The organism is Pseudomonadota bacterium (genome assembly GCA_008501635.1).
Lineage (GTDB): Bacteria > Pseudomonadota > Gammaproteobacteria > QQUJ01 > QQUJ01 > QQUJ01.
Genome location: QQUJ01000011.1, coordinates 19,863 through 37,651, shown reverse-complemented (window position 1 = coordinate 37,651; position 17,789 = coordinate 19,863). Strand labels below are relative to the sequence as shown.

Genomic DNA, 17,789 nt, shown 5'->3' with positions numbered 1-17,789 from the left:
ATGCCTTGTTTGTACTGAGTGCATTGACCAATCTGTACCTGGCGCGGCGACGATTGCGATGCCCGACATAGGATTGGTGCGCCTGATAAACCGCAACGGCGCACAAAACGGCTAGAAAACGGCCCATGTTGAGCCGAATACTGCCTGCAAACGCTCCTTATGATGAAAAACACAAACATATTGAATCGGCCGTGCTGGTTTGCATCACTTATTCAGACGTTCCTTAGTTATGTGTATCACGGGGTTGGGGTTGTAAAGATGGGGCAATTGGAAACCCAATTGGCTGGTCATCAAGATGTTTCACGGGGACCAGGTAAAGGGGTCAAAGCCCTTTTCAGGGGCACCTGGTACTGTAAACGTCTTCTTCCTACTATCGACGATATATTTATACCTTAACGTCCAATGTCCGCTACCGCGGCTTTTCTCCTATTCGAGTCTTGCGAAGTGAAGGGCTTTAATTGGCCGATCCGGGTCATCTAGGACTTGAGTTCATCTGATGCTGATTGACAGATGCAAGGCCGACTATTTCAGTTGACCAATGTTTTAACTCGCGTGGGCTTCGCTCACTCTACGCCGATTCTGGAATTCCTTTGCGCTTCTTGGCGTCTTGACGCCTTTGCGCGAGTCCAGTTCTTTGACATTAAATTCTATGCGTTGAAAGCCCTACCGGGCTTTTCGAACAGCCCGCGTGCACCTCACGGATACAACAAGAACGTCTCCCACTCACCATCCACGATCTGGTAACAACGCCGGTCGTGCAACCGCGCGGGCCGGCTGCTCCAGAACTCGATGCGGTGCGGTTGAATGCGAAACCCGGACCAAAAGGGCGGGCGGGGTATCGGCGCCACGCCAAAGCGCGCCGCGCGACTCACTACTCTGCGCAGCAACGTGAAACGGCTCGGCAAGCGTTCCGACTGGCGCGAGGCCCAGCCGCCGATCTGACTCTCGCGGGGACGGGTTGCCCAGTAGGCGTCCGCTTCCGCATCGCTCACCAGTTCCACCGTTCCTTCCACCAAAACCTGTTCGGCGAGCGGTGGCCAGTAGAAGGCGAGCGCGGCGTGGGGGTTGTCCAGCAACTGCCGTCCCTTGCGGCTTCCCAGATTGGTAAAGAAGGTGATCCCGCGCTCATCCAAGCCGCGCAACAGCACCGTGCGTGCCATGGGGCGACCCTCCGGGCTGGCGGTCGCCAGAGTCACTGCCGTGGGTTCAGGAAGATCGGTCTCCTTCACCTTCTCCAGCAGCCCTTCAAGCCGCTTCAGCGCCTCACGGTAAAGTGTCAAAGATTCGTTGCTCATGCTCACGGCCTTTAGTCGTTTTTTGCATATCCGGTCAGCTCGGCATACCCCGAACCGGTCATTCCACCTGTACCCGAACCTCCCCGCACGGCGACCGCGCCTTCCCAGTAGCGTACCGCCTGATTCCACTCCTGGGCCGCCACCAGTGGCTGCACGATCAAATCGAGCCCATGCTCAGGTAAGTGAAGACGCCAACCGGCCGGGTACTCGATACCGGTGCGCGGGCTCACCCAGGTCCGGGTTACCGCAAGGCTCTCCGGGCGCAGCGCCAACGCAACGGCATTCCCGCCGGCATCGACGAGAACTCCTGCGCTGTGCGCATCGAGAGTGCCATCGGTGCGGCGCAAATGGTAAAGCATTAGATCGCGGCCGTCGTCCAGTTGCAGGGCAAACCAATCCCAACCCGCCACTTTGCTCCCCAGCACGCTGGTGCCCCATTCCCGATCCAGCCAACTCAATCCGGCAACGGCGAGAGGCTCGCCCCCCAGCGTAATCCTTCCTCGGGTTGCCAGGCGCGGCAGAGAGTAATAGTAACTGGCGTTGCCCGGTTCGCTGCCCTTGCGGCTCAATCCGCTTTCGCCCTGAAGCACAATGGGCTTGGTCGGTGTCAGCGCCAGATCGATCGCGAACTCTCCCTCGGCGGCGCGGACACGCCATGGCGATGCTTCGTTTTCCGCGCCAAGCTCCCAGTCCTCCAGCCAGATACGCAGCGGATCGATCCCGGTTCCGGCCAGGCCCAGGGCACCGCGGGCAAATCGTTGGAAGCTGTGAAAGCGTCCGGACGCGACATCGGTAACGGCCAGATGTCCCATATAGATCTGCCGCGTGCGCCATGCCGACTCGCCTCCCGTCTCCGCCGGTTGGAGCGCGTAGCGAAACAGCGTGAACTGATATCCGTAGCGGCGCCCCTGCGCATCCTGCAGGTTGCCGGTGAGATACCACCATTCGTGACGATAGTCAGGATGCGCGGCATGGTCCTGTGGAAACGTGAACGGGCGAGGCGACACTGCACGCGCGTACCCGGTCGCGTCGGTACCCGCCAACAAGTGGCGCGCGCTCAACGGCTGGTTTTGGCGAGCAACAAGGTCCCGCTGATCACCCCCCAATCCCCGCCAACCGACGCCAATCAGCACCACGACGAGCAAGCCGAGACCCATGCGCCAGATCACCTTCACTCCTCGCGCAGCGCCCATGCCGGTGAGGTGCGCACCATACGCCAGGCAGGGTAGATCGCGGCAAGCAGCGACGCGATCAAGGCCAACGCCAGCGTAAAGAGCAACGTACCCGGTGGTACCTGCCAGCCGAGACTCCAGCCAAATGATTGGCGATTGACGATCTGGGTCAGAATCCACCCGAGCGCGGTCCCGAGCGGCAGCGCCAACACTCCGGCCACCGCACCGATCAGCAACGTCTGGCCCAGCATCAGGCGCCACAACTGGCCAGGCGTCATGCCCGTTACCCGCAAGATGGCAAACTCACGGGCCCGTTCCAGCTGGATCGCCATCAGGGCGCTGACCACCGCCACGAAGGCGACCCCCATCGCCAACAGGCGCAGCACCTGAGTAATGGTGAAGGTGCGGTCAAAGATCGCGATCGAAGACTCGCGCAGTTTCTGATTGCTGCGTATGACCACCTCCTGCCTGTCCGCGACCCGGCCGCGCAATGCATCGATCACCTGTTGCGGGTCAGCACCCTCCTCGAGATAAAGCCCCAGAGCCGAGATGGCGCGCTCCGACCAGAACCGCTCGTAGACCGGACGCGCCATCAGCACCGTGCCGCGATCGGAGCCATAATCGTAGTAGATGCCCGCAACGGGAAAAGCGTGCCGCCCGCGATCCGTATCGATCTGCAATACATCGCCCGGGGCAAGTCCGTGGCGATAGGCCAGCGACTCCGAAACGAGTACCGCCCCCACCGAAACCCGATCCCAGGTCGGTTCCAGGTTGCCGGGCAACAGGCGATACGCCCGACGGCTTGCTGCGGTCAATTTCACTACCGACAAACGCATGGGACCGAGGTGAGCGCCCACTTCGACACCACGCCAACTGGTGAACTCCGTGACGGCGGGATGGCCGATGAGCGCATCGATCACGGCCGGTGTCAGCGGCGAACTGGCGCGCCGGGAGTATGCGTCCGGGACCGAGACATAGATGTCGGCACGCAAATGATAGTCCAGCCAGTCGATGACGGTGGCGCGAAAGCTGACCACCATGATCGCAATGCCGACCGTTGCAGCGATGGCTACGACCAGCGCAGCGATGGCGGCAGAGGTGCGGCTTAGCGCCCCGGTGATCCCGCGCGTCGCGAGACGTACCAACAGCCTGCTCCGCTGCGGCAACAGTCTGACCAGCAGCAGTGTCGCCAACGGACTGAGCAGTGCCGCCCCCGCCACCAGGGCAAACAACCCCAGATAACTGGTCACGATACTATCACTCCACGCCAACACTCCGGCACCGCTCCCCGCCAGCGCGACGCCAGCGCCGCCAAGCCAGGGAACGATGCGACGCACCTGGTACTCCAGCAGTGAGCGGGTCATGGTCATGCGCGGGGTGGACCTGCCTGCCTCCCAGGCGGGAAAGAGAGCAACCAGCAGCGTCGCCCCCATACCCAGGGCGCTGCCCTTGATCAGGGTCGTGGTGTCGAAGAAAAACTCCCTTACCGTCAGCACGAAGTAGAGATCGGTGATGGTACGCGTCACCAACTGCACCAGCCCCTGGGCCAACAGCACCCCCACCAGCATCCCGATCAGACTGCCCACGGCGCCAATCAACACGGCCTCACCCAGCACCAGGCCCAACACCTGGTAACGGGTGGCGCCCAGCATGCGCAACAGGCCAAAGAGATCGCGGCGCTGCACTACCGAAAAGGTCATGGTGTTATAGATCAGAAAACCACCCACCATCAGGGCGAGCAGGCTGAGCGCGCTGAGGTTGAGAGTAAAGCCCCGCGTCATCGCCGCCAGTGCGCCTGCCTGGCCGCCCACGGCATCGAGCAGGTAGCCGTCAGGAAGCAGACCACGCAAGACTGACACCTGGTCTGATACGAGGATCAAATCGACACTGCTCAGGTAACCGATGCTGCCCATCAACTCCTGCGCCGTCGAGATGTCGGTGATGATCAAGCGTCCCTGTGGCTGGGCATCATCGGGTACAGCGAGCACACCCACCACCACCAGTGTGTGCGTCAAGCCCGCAAATCGCCCCCGCACCACATCGCCTCGTGTAACCTGCAGTTCTTTGGCCACCTCCGCAGGCAGTACGATCGAGCCGGGGCGAATGAGCAGATTGATGGCAGCAGGCGAAAAGGAGAGCGCCCCGCCCAGGCGCCCGATCGGCGCCTCCGCAAACGGATCGACGCCCAACAGCTCGTAGGTGTTCCCGCCGATAGTTCCAAAACCCGCGACCCGGGGTGCGCTGTGCTGCATCCCGCGCTCGCCTCGCAACTGCACGTAGAGGCTCTCCGGAATGCCGGCGGGTGGGCCCCGGAGCTGATGGGTCGCGCGACCTGCAATACGCTCGATGGAGATCTCGAGCGCGCGCTGGGCGCTGGCGGTGGCCAGATCCACCGCCACCACAACGGCGACCCCGAGGGCGATGCCGAGCACCGCAAGCCCCGCCTGCCAGGGATGGCCCGTCAGGTAACGATAGCTTATCCCTCGCAGTGCGCGGTTCAGCACGATGGCGCGCGCTCCCTGACCCCGTAATCGCGCAACTCGAAAACGCGGTCGGCGAAACGCTCGGCCTCAACGCTGTGCGTCACCATCAACACCGTGTGGCCGGCATCGCGCAGCACTTCGTGGAGCAGATCAAGCACCTGACGCCCTGTCGCGGCGTCCAGATTGCCCGTGGGTTCGTCGGCGAGCAGCACAGCCGGCCGATTGACCAGGGCGCGGGCTATGGCCAAGCGCTGCTGCTCGCCTCCCGACAGCCGATCGGGGAAGCTCTTCCGCCTGTCACCCAGACCCACCCTCGCCAACAGCTCCTGCGCACGGCGCGACTGTGCTGCTGTGAGAGCGCCCCCCAGCTCCAGCGGCAGGACCAGATTTTCCCAGACATTCAGGATCGGGATCAGGTTGAAGAACTGGTAGATGAAACCGATATGGCGGCGACGAAACAGCGTTCGATCGCGCTCACTCAATCGGGTCAGTTCGACACCATTGACGCGCACCTGCCCATGGTCGGGGAGGTCGATACCGCTGATCAGGTTCAAAAGCGTCGATTTGCCGCTGCCGCTGCGCCCCAGAAGAACGGCAAATTCACCCGCCTGGAGACGCAGGTTCGCTTCCCGCAGTATTTCGCGCCGCGCTTCACCTTCATGGTAACTCTTGGACAACGCCTCGAGTTCGAGAATAGGGGTGTTCACATCGACTCCGCAGAACGGGAATGCCACATCGCTTCAATCACACCTCTGCCAACTACGAGGCAAGAAAGGAGAACCATCCTAACAACCGCCTGTCTTAAGAAACAACGCTATAGTTGACAGAGTAACTCGGGTAATCTAGCGTGAATTACACAGGCGGCCGTGGAATCCTGCATAAGCCCCTCCACGATCAACAAAGGCCGAGAATCCAGCCGTCGCAGCCACCGTCGGGGTTGACCACGCAAAGAGGAGTAGTGAAATGCGTATCACGACCAAAGGGCGCTATGCCGTTACCGCCATGCTCGATCTGGCCATCCACGAAAAACTTGGGCCGGTACCCCTGGCGGATATCTCCGAGTACCAGGGGATTTCGCTCTCCTACCTCGAGCAGCTGTTCGCCAAATTGCGCCGCCAGGGATTGGTGAAAGGCACCCGCGGCCCCCACGGCGGCTACCGCCTCGCCCGGACGGCTGAAACCATCAGTGTCGCGGAGATCATTTCGGCGGTCGACGAGAACATGGATACCACCAAGTGCAGCGGTCAAGGCAACTGCCAGGACGGTGAGCGGTGCCTGACTCACGATCTGTGGACCGAACTGAGCAATCAGATCCACACCTTCCTCGATGGGATAACGCTCGCCAACCTGGTCAACCAGCCCAAGGTGCGCGAGCGCGCCGGCGAACAGGATCTGAACGGACGTCGCAACCTGCACAGTCGGCGCAACGCCGCTTGAGTAAAACGCGATGGCCTTCGTTGTCACCGAGAACTGCATCAAGTGCAAGTACACCGATTGCGTGGAGGTATGCCCGGTAGACTGCTTCCACGAGGGCCCCAATTATTTGGTGATAGACCCCGAGGAGTGTATCGACTGCGCACTCTGCGAGCCTGAATGCCCGGTACAGGCGATTCTGTCAGAAGACGAGCTACCCGAATCTCAGCAACACTTTATCGCGCTTAACGCCGAACTTGCCGCCGAGTGGCCGGTCATCGTGCAGAAAAAGGACCCCCCCCCTGACGCCGACGATTGGCGCGACAAGGAGGGCAAGCTCGATCTGCTGGAGCGCTGAGCGGAAACTCAGCGGTTCGGTTCGTCACCAGGCGGCAGCGCTGGCGGCTCATCTCCCTCCGCCTGATCCGTGGATTGGATAGGGCTTTTCTTAGGCGCCGCGCGACGCGGCGTCGCGGACTTTTTCTTCGCTGCCGCCGGTTTCTTCGGCGCGCTTTTCTTCGCCGGCGACCTGGCCGGGCCTGGAGTCTCACCAGAAACCGCGGGAGGGTCGCTGTCGGTGGATCTGTTCCAGGGCGCAAAGGGGTAGGGCTTCTCATCAATGTTGAAGGTAAAAAAGCGCAATATGTCGTAGAGATAGCGGCTCAACTGCTGCCCAAACTCCAACAGGCGCTCGTTCACCTCGCCGGTTATCAGGCGCGCTACAAACTGGAACACTACGACCGCCGCGAGCACCGGGCCCGCAATGCTGTAGATGACGGCAAACAGCAGTATATAGAGCCCGCGTATCCAGGTATCGCGGGCGGTCAAATGCTCACGCAGTTCTTCTTTTTCCATCGTGCCCTCCGAATCTCAATGGGTGCGTCGGCACCGCGCGACCACCTTACACCGCCCTTCCAGTAACTGCCAAGGCAGAGCTTGCCAACGCATGGTCCCGATCCAGGTTGACAAGCACCAGCTCCGCACGCTACCTATCCTTGAAACAGAACAGAGAACATCGCAGCGGTGGCGCGGCGGAGACCATCGAGGCCGCAACCGCCAATGTGATCACATCCACCACAGAGGCAACCCGACCTATGGGAGCGGGCGGGGGGTAGGGTCACTGACCCACTTCCTGGGCGGCGCCGAGGAGGCCCCCATGCCCGGCTATTCCACCGAAGACATCCACAACCTTGCACTCGTAGGCCAAGGCGGCGCCGGCAAGACGTTGCTGGTCGAGGCTTTGCTGCATCAAGCCGGCGCCATCAAGACTCCGGGCACGATCGAGCGCGGCAACACCGTCTGCGACTTTGATCCGGAAGAGAAAGAACACCAGCACTCGCTGGCCTCCGCGGTTGCCAGTTTTGACTATCAGAAACGGCTGATCAACCTGATCGACACCCCGGGGTATCCCGATTTTCTCGGACAAGCCTACGCCGCGCTCGAAGCGGTGGAGACGGCGGCGATCGTCATCGATGCGCAGTCCGGCATTGATACCGTGACGCATCGCATGATGGAGCGCGCCGGCGAAGAGCATCTCTGCCGGCTGATCATTGTCAACAAGATCGACGCCGAGAACATCGATCTCACCAGATTGCTTGCTCAGATCCGCGAACTCTTCGGCAGCGAATGCCTGCCCATCAATTTGCCGGCCAACGGCGGGCAATCGGTGGTCGACTGTTTTTTCAACCCCAATGGTGACTCCGACATTCTCTCGGTAACCGACGCCCATACCGAAATCGTCGACCAGGTGGTGGAGGTCGACGAGGAATTGATGGCGCTCTACCTGGAGCATGGTGAGGTGAGCCCGGAGCAGTTACACGAGCCCTTCGAAGAGGCGCTGCGTAACGGTCACCTGATTCCGATCTGTTTCACCTCCGCCAGGAGCGGCGCCGGGATACCGGAACTCTTGGAGGTGATCGTCAAGCTGATGCCCAATCCTCATGAGGGCAATCCCCATGTCTTCCTGCGCGAGACCGACGGTCAGCAGGACGAATTTGTCGCCGAGCACAATCCCGACAAGCATGTGTTGGCCCATGTCTTCAAAGTCACTACCGATCCCTTCATCGGCAAGATGGGCATCTTTCGTATTCACCAGGGCACGGTCCGCAGTGACAGCCAGCTTTACATCGGCGATGCCCGCAAGCCGTTCAAAGCGGGACACCTCTACCGGTTGATGGGAAAGGAGACGGTGGAGATCGACCACGCACTGCCGGGTGAGATCTGCGCTGTCGCGAAGGTCGACGAAATTCATTTCGATGCGGTGCTGCACGACTCCCAGGAGGATGGCGGCGTTTGTCTGCGCCCCATGCTCTTCCCGCAACCCATGCACGGCCTGGCGATCGAGACCGGCCACCACGTGGACGATCAGAAAATCAGCCGGGCACTGGCGATGCTGAGCGCGGAGGATCCCAGCTTTCAGGTGGAACATTCACCGGCCACCAACGAAACCGTCGTCCGCGGTCTGGGTGAGCTGCATCTGCGCATCGTGCTGGAGAAGATGAAGAACCGCTACAACGTCGAGGTCGCAACCCGCCCACCGCGCATCGCTTATCGGGAGACGATTCGCGCCACGGCCGAGGGTCACCATCGCCACAAGAAGCAGACCGGCGGAGCGGGACAGTTCGGCGAGGTGCATCTACGTGTCGAACCTCTGGCGCGCGGCGAGGGTTTTGTGTTCATCGACGAGGTCGTAGGGGGCGCCATCCCCGGCCAGTTCATCCCCGCCGTCGAGAAAGGGGTGCGGCAGGCGATGGAGCAGGGTTTTCTTGCCGGATACCCGCTGCATGACATCAAGGTTGCCGTCTGTGACGGCAAACACCACTCGGTAGATTCCAAAGAAGTTGCGTTCGTCGCTGCCGGCAAGAAGGCCTTTCAGGAGGCGGTGGAAAAGGCCAAGCCCGTCCTGCTGGAGCCCGTGGTGAAGATCGATATCACGGTGCCGGAAGCGGCCATGGGCGACGTATCCGGTGACCTGCCTGGACGACGCGGGCGAATCAGCAGCACCGACAGCCTGATGGGCGGACTATTGAGCATCAAGGGGGAGGTCCCGATGGCAGAGATCAGCGACTACCAGACCTTTCTCAAGAGTGCGACCGGGGGGCAAGGCACCTACAGCGTCGAGTTCAGTCACTATGAAGAGGTACCGGCAAACATCCAGAAAACAATCATCAGCGAGCATCAGGCAGCCAATAAACACTAATAAAAGTCGGACTCTCTCACATGATCCATTTCAAGACGCCTAAAAAATTTACTATTTCCCACTTTTCTTGTTTTAAGCAAATTATTCGGAGTGCCTAGAAACAGGCGGTTGTAATCGACAAAAAGTGGGAGCCAGCAGCCGATAATCGCGCCTAAATCTTGATGGGTGGGGCAGGCGTGGCCAGATGAGTCAGTTTTTGCCAGACCTTATCCAAGTCAGGCCGAGGCGCTGCCATTTGCGGATGAGCCAGATCACCGATCAACGTCGCCATGGTGGAGACACCCTGTGGCCGCCCACGGGGAAACTCGCCGGTATCGGTAAACACGACCCGCCCCAGCACCTCGTTGGGCTTGACCAGCTCGGCCACCGCCTGACAACGCGCCCGATTATCGTGGAGAGGATTGCGGAAACGGTAGCTGCGCCGATTGACAATCTGGGTCCATTCATCAATCTGCTCGGAGCCAAACAGCACGCCACTCATCTCCTTGAGGTCAATCACCAGAAACCTGTCCGGCAAACGCACCAGGTAGTCGATCTGGATCTCACCGCCCAACCCGTCAGGAATCAGCACCTCTTGCAGATAGACGCCACTGAGCTGCTTCAGCACGCGGCGCATCCGGCCGCGGTCCGAACGGCCGCGCCGCCAGATCATGATCAATAACGCCACCAACAGCAGTGCGCCCGCGCCAATGGTCAACCACAGCAAGTAGGGAGAGAAGTGATTCACACCGGGGTGTATCGTTAAGCCGCCAAGAGGGTCGGGTAGAATACGTGCCACATTCCTTCGGTTCAACACTCCCTGGGGAGGATACGCAGACCGCATGCAACACCAGGATCGCACAAGCATGCTCAGACTGATCCATGGCGGGCGCTGGGCGGCGTTGGCCGCCTGTGGCCGGAATGGCCCGATCGCCGCACAGGTCGCCTACGCGACGGAGCCGGGGCTGGCCAGCATATTGCTGCTGCTCTCGCTGCTTGCGGCCCATACCCGTGCACTGCTGGAAAACCCCCGCGCAGCGCTCTCGATCGGTGAACCCGACGACGGCCGCCACGACCCACAAACACTGCGTCGCCTGACGCTTACCGGTCGTGTGGTCGTGGTGGACCGCGACGACGGCCACTGCGGTACTGCCGCCAAACGGTACCTGAACCGCTTCCCGGCAGCCAGGCAACTTTTTGAGTTCAGCGATTTCATGCTACTGCGCCTGTTTATCGCTGAGGCGCGCTATGTCGGCGGATTGGGTGTTGCACGTACCTTATCGGCCGACACGCTCCAGGCACTGGAAAACGAGGAGTAACCATGGCACAACGCTGGCTGGTCATAGGGGCGGGTAATGTCTTGCTGGCGCTCGTCTTCGGTGGCATAGGCGCTCACCTGTTGACCGGCACTCCCGCGGCAGCCTTCACCACTGCGGTCCAACACCAGATGTCGCAGGGTCTGGGGCTGCTGCTGATCGGTCTGGCGCAGCAGCATCGTCCGCAGCGCCGTTTGTGGCGTTGGTCCGCGTGGTTATTGCTGGGCGGCATCGTCGGCTTCTGCGGGGGCATCTACTTCAAGACCCTGGCCGGAATACCCTCCCTCGGACCGGTCGTGCCCCTGGGGGGTGGCCTCATGATGCTCGCCTGGTTGTTGTTTCTGATCGGGGCGCTACGCGGCGATTAGCCACCCAGTTCGATTGGGCGGCTGGGATCACGTATCCATTCACTCCACGATCCGGGGTAGAGGCGCGACCCGGTCAAACCGGCATGCTCCATTGCCAGGAGATTGTGACACGCCATCACCCCCGATCCGCAGTAGTGAATTACCGCTGTCGGGGCAGCTCCCGCCAGCAGGCGCTCGAACCGCTCACGCAGTGCCGCGGTGGGAAGAAATCGGCCGTCAGACCCCAGATTACCATCGACAGGAGCGCTTACAGCCCCGGGTATATGGCCCGCCACCGGATCGATGGGCTCCTGCTCCCCACGGTAGCGCTCCGGCGAACGTGCATCGAGCAGCCACCCTGCGCTGAGAGCCTGCAGCTCCACGGTATCGATGGTGGAAAACTCCGGACAGAACTTCCCGCCAAACACGCGGGGTGTCGGTTGGGATAGGGCCGTCGAGAGCGCAAAACCCACCGCCACCCAGGCGCCCAGCCCACCGTCGAGCAGGGCCACATCCTCATGCCCCAGCCAGCGCAGCGACCACCAGAGCCGGCTCGCAAAGGCGCCGCCCACATCATCGTAAACCACCACCTGTATCCCCGGACCGATTCCCCAGGCGCCGAAACGGTCCGCCAGCCTCCGCGGATCCGGCAGCGGATGTCGGCCTGTCTCCGGGGTCACCGGTCCGGAAAGATCGCGCTCCAGATCCGCGTGGACCGCACCCGGCAGATGGCCGTTTTGGTACGCGATATAACCTGCTGCGGGATCCGCCAGACTAAAGCGGCAGTCGACGATGACCCAGCCGGGATCGTCCCTATGTGCAGCCGTCTCCGTGGCGTCGATCAGCGTTCGATGGGTCATGACCAATGCTCCGGTGCGGGTTGTGGTTCCCGGTCTGGAAGAGTGCCTGTCTTTGCCCGTTCCCCGCAACTCATGCTACTTTCGCCCCCTTCGCTCGGATGCCCCTGATCAAGGAAAGGTTCAGGGCGGCCGAGCAAGACCCAATCCCCGACAGGGAATCACTCCGGAGGGACACTGAGTGTCGGCAAACCCCCAGAAAACTCGCGAGCGCCGCTCAGGCCAGGACCGCCGCCGCGGGCAATACCACCTGCTCGATTCCAGCAGTGAAGTGAGTATTCCCAGTTGGTCCGAACAACGCCTGCAGTTTCTCACACGTTACCTGTTCGGGTTGCTTGGTTTCATCTATTTCAACCTCAACCCCGAGAGTGCGCCGTACTGGATCCCGTTAACCTACCTGAACGGATTGCTCGCCCTCTACTGCGTATTCAACACCTTCGCCTATTTCAAGGCATCGAGGGGTCACTGCTCCCTGAAACGTTGCCGGTTCAATATGTGGGTCGATCTGGGCATGGTGACAAGTTGCGTTATCAATGATCCCTATGCCATACCCGTATCGTTGCTCGCCTACGCCATGGTCATCATGGGTAATGGCATGCGTTACGGTATGCCGCTGTTTCGTGAATCGATCATCGGTGCGTTCATTGGCGGCGCTCTGGCACTGACGATACGCTACGGCACCTCCATGGAGCAGCTCAGCGGGGGGCTGATCTTCCTCTGCGCTTTTTCGGCACTGATCGTGCTCTACTGCTACGTCTTGATGGAGCGGATTACCCGCTCGCAGCGCGAATTGAAACAGCTCAGCCGCTACGATGCGCTGACGGGAATACTGAATCGACGCGGACTCTACGAGTCCGCCGATCTGGTGTTTCAGCTGCTCAACCGCGGCGAGCACCACGCCACCATCATCTTCGCCGATATGGATCGCTTCAAGGCCGTCAACGACACCCGGGGTCACGCCGAAGGCGACCGCGTACTGCGCGAGATGGGCAAGTTGATGCGCCGTGCCGTGCGCAGCTCCGATTTGGTGGCCCGCTACGGCGGCGACGAATTTGTGCTGATCCTGCCCGAAGCCACCGCCGAGCAGGCTGCACGCATCACCCGGACCCTGGAGACAGGGATTCAGGATTTGGCCGCAGAAGTCGGCGTTGATTTCGGATGCAGCTTTGGCGTTCGTGAGATCCAGGTGGCCGATACCGATTTCCATGCCGTCCTGGAGGATGTCGATCGCGAGATGTATCGCGCCAAGCATGGTGACGATCCGCCCGCGACCGAGCATCCGTCGGCCGACCGCCAGCGGGCCGCGGCTTCCGAACATGCCTGATCCCAAAAACCCACCGCGCCACGCGACGCGACGCCGGAACCTTCTTCTTTGGCTATCCCTGGTACCCGCTGCCACAGATGATATAACCGGATCCTCCTGTCGTCGCGCATAACAACAGGTTCCATGCCCTACGCCCTGCTTGCCGATGCCGTCCTGATCCTGCACGGACTCTTCGTGGTTTTCGTGATCCTCGGTGGTCTGCTCTACGGACTTTCACGGCGCTGGGCCTGGGTGCATCTGCCGGCACTGGCGTGGGGCGTGCTGATCGAGTGGAAGGGCTGGATCTGCCCACTGACACCGCTCGAGTACCGACTGCGTCAGACCGCGCAGGAGATCGACGCCGCGGCGGGCGTGGTGGAACGGTACCTGGTGCCGCTGCTCTACCCGGTGGGTTTGACGCGCGACACCCAGTGGTTGCTGGGTATTGCGCTGATCGTCATCAACCTGGCGATCTACGGCCTCTGGATTGCACGGTCGCAGCGCCGCTAGAGCCCGGCCTGCCCAGTAACAACGTGCGGCCGTGGCCTTATCTCTGATCCGTCAAGGCATCATGCAAGCGGCCCACCGCGATGGCGTACTTGGTGGAACGATTCCACTTGAGCAGGGCTTCGAAATTGGAAAACACCACAAAGGCGCGGGGTGGCGATTCATCGAAATGGATCACTCGCGCAGGTCCAGCGGCAGTCGGCAGCCCCTGGCCCTGCCGGTCGCGCCATCCCAGACCTCTCCATTGGGCCATATCGGTATATCGGCACTCGGCCGGACCCGCGCAACCCGCAACCGGCAACGCCAGTTCCGCACCCCACGGCTGGTCCTGGCGCCAGCCCGAATCGGCCAGAAAACGCGCGGCGGTCGCGAACAGTTCGTCGTTGCCGGTAAAGATCGACACACGGCCATCGCCATCCAAGTCCCGACCATGCCGTTGCAGCACCGAGGGCAGGAACTGCAGGTAGCCCAGTGCACCGGCCCACGAGCCGCTGGGTCGCTCATCCCCGAATTGGCCGGACTCGATGAGCTGCAGCAACGCCAGCAGTTCGCGCCGGAAGAAGACAGGGCGCCGTGCATCACACGCCAGGGTGGTCAGGGAGCGCACGGTATCGAACTCCCCGGTGATGCGACCGTAATCGGTCTCGATACCCCACAATGCAACCAACAGCGCGTTCTGCACCGGGTAGTGCGCACCGCGGGCGTCGAGTCGCCGCAGTTCTTCCTCCCCGCGCTGAACACGGGCATCGGAGAGCAGCCGCTGCTGATAGGCCCGCAGGGTAAGAACGCGCTCCGGCTGATGGCGATCCAGGCGGATCACGCGGTCGTCGGGCAGAACCCCCGTCAGTGCAAAATCGAGCGTGCGCGGCGCGACACCCAGCGACGCCGCCTCGTGCCGCAAATCGGTTATACACTCGGAAAAATCCAGGGGCCAGGCGCTGATTGGCTGGAGCAGCAGCGCCACCAACAACGCGCCTCTCACCGCGACGCCCCGCTCTCCATGACCAGCAGGCAGCTGCCCTCGCTCACCCGATCACCGACAGCGACGCACACTTGCGCCACGCAACCCGCCTCCAGGGTCGGTACCTCCAGTGTGGTCTTGTCGGCTTCCAGTAGGACAATGGGATCGAAACGGTGCAGCCGTTGCCCGGTGCTCACCAGCACCGCAGCCACCGCCAACCCGCCGTCAGAACAGTTACCGCAGCTCTCCCAGCAATCGGGCAGCGGGGGGACTCGAATCGCGAAACGACTCATTGATATCGCAACTCGGACTCTTGCTCGCAGATCCCATCCTCAGTCGGTAAACTCCAGCTGCTCACGTACGGCCTCGATGCCCGCCTGTGCGCATACCTCGTCCGTTTTCGGGTCGGCGCCGGATACGGCGATGCCCCCGTAGAAGTGGCCGGCGACGTCGATCGGCACTCCACCCACCGCGAGTATTACGCCGGGGGCAAAGGCGAGATCGCGCATCTCACCCATGGCGGAAGTGGGCACCTGAAAACTCGCCGCCGCATAGGCCTTCTGCTGGCTCACCTGTACCGTGTGCGGACCGGCGAGGGGATTGCGCAGAAACGCCAGCAGGTTGCCGTCACGCCCTACAATAGCCGCCGCCACCTTAAAGCCTTTCTTGGTGCAGTCGGCATAGGCCGCGGCCGCGATCTTGGCGGCCGTGTCGGCGGAAAACGCACGCAGCTTGACGGTCAGCTGCTCGTCCGCGGCACCAGCGGTGCTACAACCCAATACCAAACCCAACGCGATCGTTAAGCTTTTCATTGCTCCTCCTGCCCGTGGTGAAACCGGGAACCTTCCCCGCGACGGCACCTGCCACGCATTCCACAGCATAGGCCAGGCTCTCCAGATCGTTGGCGCGGATCACGCCATCAAGACTCGTCCGCAGTTCGCGCGACAACACTTCTTCGTCCACAGAGTGTAGCCCGCGCAAGGCCGGATTGAGCCAGATCAACTTACCGCATTGCTGGCGTAGCACCGCGAGTTCTTCAACCAACCGCTCCGTTTGATCGGTGTCAAAGCCATCGCTGAGAATGATCACCAGCGTGCGCGGATCGACCATTCGCGCGGCAAACTCACGATTGAAGCGCGCCAACGACTCGGCGATACGCGTACCGCCCATCCACAGCCTGTTCATCTTCTCCAGTCGTTGCCGCAACACCGTGCTATCCGATTCGCGGTAAAGCCAGGTCACGGGAAAGAGCTCGGTATGAAAGACGAACGCTTCGGCATCACGGAACACCCGCAGCAGGCCGCGTACGAAACGGGTGTAGAGCGGTGTGTAGGGCGCCATGGAGTGAGAAATATCCTGGATCAACACCAACGGCGGGGGTTCGCGACGGCGTACCCGGAAACGGCGGTGTATCGGCAAACCCCCCAAGGCCAGACTTTTGCGCAACGTGCGCCGCAGATGAAGACGCCGGCCGCGGGTGGCGACGCGGCGCCGCCGCACGAAACGCTTGCGCAAGCGTAACGCCAGTCGTTCAGCCAGTTGTTCAATCCGGCGCCGGTCACGGGCGTCGGTCAGGAATCGGTAGTCGGTGCGTGTCAGGGTTTTCTGACGCCCGGCGCTACCCGTAATCGTGTCGGTCGCGTCTGGATCGACAAAGAGTGCGCGGGCGAGCCCGGTGGTGGCGGTAGCCGTCTTGACACGGCGCAGGCGGGGATCGATCAGCGCCGCAGCGCTGTCTGGCACTTGCGCATCGGTCACCGAGCCCGGTAACCAGTAACGATCGAAAAGCGTACGATAACGCGCCCATTCATCGCGATCGCGACATACCAGGCTGCGCAACGCGGAACGCAACATGGGTATCTCGGGAGGATCGCACTGTTCGATGACGGTGAGCGAGTCGAGCGTTTCTTCGATACCGACGCTATAGCCTTCATGGCGCAAAAAGCGTACGAAGCCGGCGACGCTGCGGGCGGCACCAACGCTCATCCTGCTTCCGCGTTCCGGATCAGATGCGTGAAAGTCTCGTCGTCCAGACGCTGCTGATCCTCGTGCGTTTTGACGAGACAGGAGAGGGTGCCCCGGATCAGTGAGAGGTCCTGCGACAACAGATCGATGTGCAGATCGGCGAGCGTGGATACCCAGTCGAGGGTCTCGGCAATACCCGGCCTCTTGCGCAGGTCGATGTCGCGCAGACCCTGTACAAATCGCACCAGCAGGGTCGCCAGGCGCTGGTCGATCTGCGGCAGATGCGCTGCGACGATGCGCAGTTCTTTCTCGAGGTCCGGGTAGTCGAGGTGGTAGTAGAGACAGCGGCGGCGCAAGGCATCGCTCAACTCACGCGTCCCGTTGGAGGTAAGTACGACACGCGGGACGGTCCGCGCCGTGATGGTACCGAGCTCTGGAATGGTGATCTGAAAATCGGAGAGCAACTCGAGCAAAAAGGCTTCGAACTCCTCGTCGGCGCGGTCGATTTCGTCGACCAGCAGAACCGGCGCAACCGGCTGGCTGATTGAGCGGAGCAGTGGGCGCGGCAACAGGTACTTCTCGCTGAAAATATGCGCCTCGCGCTCGGCGAACGTGTCGTGCGTCTGCTCCTGGAGCTTGATGGCGATCATCTGGTGCGGATAGTTCCACTCGTAGACCGCCGTCTCGACATCGAGCCCCTCGTAGCATTGCAGGCGGATCAGTTCACAGCCGTTTACTGCCGCCAGCGCCTTGGCCAGTTCGGTCTTCCCCACGCCGGCATCGCCCTCCACCAGCAGCGGCCGGTGCAGGCGCTCCATCAGGACCAGTGTCGTGGCGAGTGAACTGTCGGCCACGTAGCAGGCCCCTGCCAGGCGCTTTTGCAGATCGGCTATCGCTTGTTCCATGATCACGGTCGCGTATCGTGCGAACCCCAAGTCTAACTGAACTCGTCAAAGCACTTCATTGGCCATCTGGGAAACGGGGATGACAGC

The 17,789-nt window shown here is 61.6% G+C and carries 19 protein-coding genes; 7 read left to right on the top strand and 12 right to left on the bottom strand.

All coding sequences use genetic code 11. The annotated features are described in order from the left end of the window. Window positions 1-695: 695 nt before the first annotated feature. The 4 genes from pdxH to DWQ09_06400 are packed head-to-tail and all read right to left on the bottom strand — an operon-like array spanning window position 696 to window position 5,657. Window positions 696-1,295 (bottom strand): pyridoxamine 5'-phosphate oxidase, encoded by a 600-nt coding sequence (gene pdxH, locus DWQ09_06415; GenBank protein KAA3628994.1) that lies wholly within the window; start codon window positions 1,293-1,295, stop codon window positions 696-698. A gap of 11 nt (window positions 1,296-1,306) precedes the next feature. Continuing rightward, on the bottom strand, window positions 1,307-2,452 hold the full coding sequence (locus tag DWQ09_06410) for a carotenoid 1,2-hydratase (protein KAA3628999.1): 1,146 nt from the start codon (window positions 2,450-2,452) through the stop codon (window positions 1,307-1,309). 14 nt (window positions 2,453-2,466) lie between these two features. After that, the gene (locus DWQ09_06405) at window positions 2,467-4,971 is read right to left on the bottom strand and encodes an ABC transporter permease (protein ID KAA3628993.1); all 2,505 of its coding nucleotides are present in this window, start codon (window positions 4,969-4,971) and stop codon (window positions 2,467-2,469) included. Beyond that, a complete protein-coding gene (locus tag DWQ09_06400) occupies window positions 4,965-5,657 on the bottom strand; it encodes an ABC transporter ATP-binding protein (GenBank protein KAA3628992.1) in 693 nt (230 codons plus the stop codon). The genes DWQ09_06405 and DWQ09_06400 overlap by 7 nt, the downstream gene beginning before the upstream one ends. 256 nt (window positions 5,658-5,913) lie before the next feature. Here DWQ09_06400 and iscR point away from each other — a divergent pair, with 256 nt between their 5' ends. Then, window positions 5,914-6,387 carry a Fe-S cluster assembly transcriptional regulator IscR gene (gene iscR / locus DWQ09_06395; GenBank protein KAA3628991.1) on the top strand — a complete coding sequence of 158 codons (474 nt, stop codon included), beginning with the start codon at window positions 5,914-5,916 and terminating at the stop codon, window positions 6,385-6,387. Between the two features lie 10 nt (window positions 6,388-6,397). After that, window positions 6,398-6,721, top strand: coding sequence for a ferredoxin family protein (locus DWQ09_06390; protein KAA3628990.1), 324 nt, complete (start codon window positions 6,398-6,400; stop codon window positions 6,719-6,721). An 8-nt stretch (window positions 6,722-6,729) separates the two neighbouring features. Here DWQ09_06390 and DWQ09_06385 read toward each other — a convergent pair whose 3' ends face one another. Beyond that, window positions 6,730-7,218 carry a DUF4389 domain-containing protein gene (locus tag DWQ09_06385; protein KAA3628989.1) on the bottom strand — a complete coding sequence of 163 codons (489 nt, stop codon included), beginning with the start codon at window positions 7,216-7,218 and terminating at the stop codon, window positions 6,730-6,732. Between the two features lie 301 nt (window positions 7,219-7,519). On the opposite strand from DWQ09_06385, the gene DWQ09_06380 reads away from it, so the two are divergent. Then, complete coding sequence (locus tag DWQ09_06380) at window positions 7,520-9,562, top strand: elongation factor G (GenBank protein ID KAA3628988.1); 2,043 nt, start codon at window positions 7,520-7,522, stop codon at window positions 9,560-9,562. 151 nt (window positions 9,563-9,713) lie between these two features. Here the strand turns inward: DWQ09_06380 and DWQ09_06375 are convergent, their stop codons facing one another. Then, a complete protein-coding gene (locus tag DWQ09_06375; protein ID KAA3628987.1) occupies window positions 9,714-10,409 on the bottom strand; it encodes an NERD domain-containing protein in 696 nt (231 codons plus the stop codon). Here DWQ09_06375 and DWQ09_06370 point away from each other — a divergent pair. Both DWQ09_06370 and DWQ09_06365 read left to right on the top strand, forming a co-directional pair. Further along, window positions 10,384-10,860: a pyridoxamine 5'-phosphate oxidase gene (locus DWQ09_06370; protein KAA3628986.1), complete on the top strand. Its 477-nt coding sequence runs from the start codon at window positions 10,384-10,386 to the stop codon at window positions 10,858-10,860. The genes DWQ09_06375 and DWQ09_06370 overlap by 26 nt on opposite strands. A gap of 2 nt (window positions 10,861-10,862) precedes the next feature. Further along, complete coding sequence (locus DWQ09_06365) at window positions 10,863-11,225, top strand: DUF423 domain-containing protein (GenBank protein ID KAA3628985.1); 363 nt, start codon at window positions 10,863-10,865, stop codon at window positions 11,223-11,225. Here the strand turns inward: DWQ09_06365 and DWQ09_06360 are convergent. After that, the gene (locus DWQ09_06360; protein KAA3628984.1) at window positions 11,222-12,064 is read right to left on the bottom strand and encodes a sulfurtransferase; all 843 of its coding nucleotides are present in this window, start codon (window positions 12,062-12,064) and stop codon (window positions 11,222-11,224) included. The two genes, DWQ09_06365 and DWQ09_06360, sit on opposite strands and share 4 nt — an antisense overlap. Before the next feature lie 178 nt (window positions 12,065-12,242). On the opposite strand from DWQ09_06360, the gene DWQ09_06355 reads away from it, so the two are divergent. After that, window positions 12,243-13,385: a sensor domain-containing diguanylate cyclase gene (locus DWQ09_06355; GenBank protein ID KAA3628983.1), complete on the top strand. Its 1,143-nt coding sequence runs from the start codon at window positions 12,243-12,245 to the stop codon at window positions 13,383-13,385. A gap of 123 nt (window positions 13,386-13,508) precedes the next feature. After that, window positions 13,509-13,874, top strand: coding sequence for a DUF2784 domain-containing protein (locus tag DWQ09_06350; GenBank protein KAA3628982.1), 366 nt, complete (start codon window positions 13,509-13,511; stop codon window positions 13,872-13,874). A gap of 37 nt (window positions 13,875-13,911) precedes the next feature. Here DWQ09_06350 and DWQ09_06345 read toward each other — a convergent pair whose 3' ends face one another. The 5 genes from DWQ09_06345 to DWQ09_06325 are packed head-to-tail and all read right to left on the bottom strand — an operon-like array spanning window position 13,912 to window position 17,702. After that, a complete protein-coding gene (locus DWQ09_06345) occupies window positions 13,912-14,886 on the bottom strand; it encodes a lytic murein transglycosylase (GenBank protein ID KAA3628981.1) in 975 nt (324 codons plus the stop codon). Next, window positions 14,850-15,125: a dihydrolipoamide acyltransferase gene (locus tag DWQ09_06340; GenBank protein ID KAA3628980.1), complete on the bottom strand. Its 276-nt coding sequence runs from the start codon at window positions 15,123-15,125 to the stop codon at window positions 14,850-14,852. Before DWQ09_06340 ends, DWQ09_06345 begins: the two co-directional genes overlap by 37 nt. Window positions 15,126-15,164: 39 nt before the next feature. Beyond that, entirely contained in the window at window positions 15,165-15,713 is a 549-nt protein-coding gene (locus DWQ09_06335) for a heme-binding protein (protein KAA3628979.1), read from the bottom strand. Next, entirely contained in the window at window positions 15,601-16,818 is a 1,218-nt protein-coding gene (locus DWQ09_06330; GenBank protein KAA3628978.1) for a VWA domain-containing protein, read from the bottom strand. The genes DWQ09_06335 and DWQ09_06330 overlap by 113 nt, the downstream gene beginning before the upstream one ends. After that, complete coding sequence (locus DWQ09_06325; protein ID KAA3628998.1) at window positions 16,815-17,702, bottom strand: MoxR family ATPase; 888 nt, start codon at window positions 17,700-17,702, stop codon at window positions 16,815-16,817. Before DWQ09_06325 ends, DWQ09_06330 begins: the two co-directional genes overlap by 4 nt. Window positions 17,703-17,789: the final 87 nt, after the last annotated feature.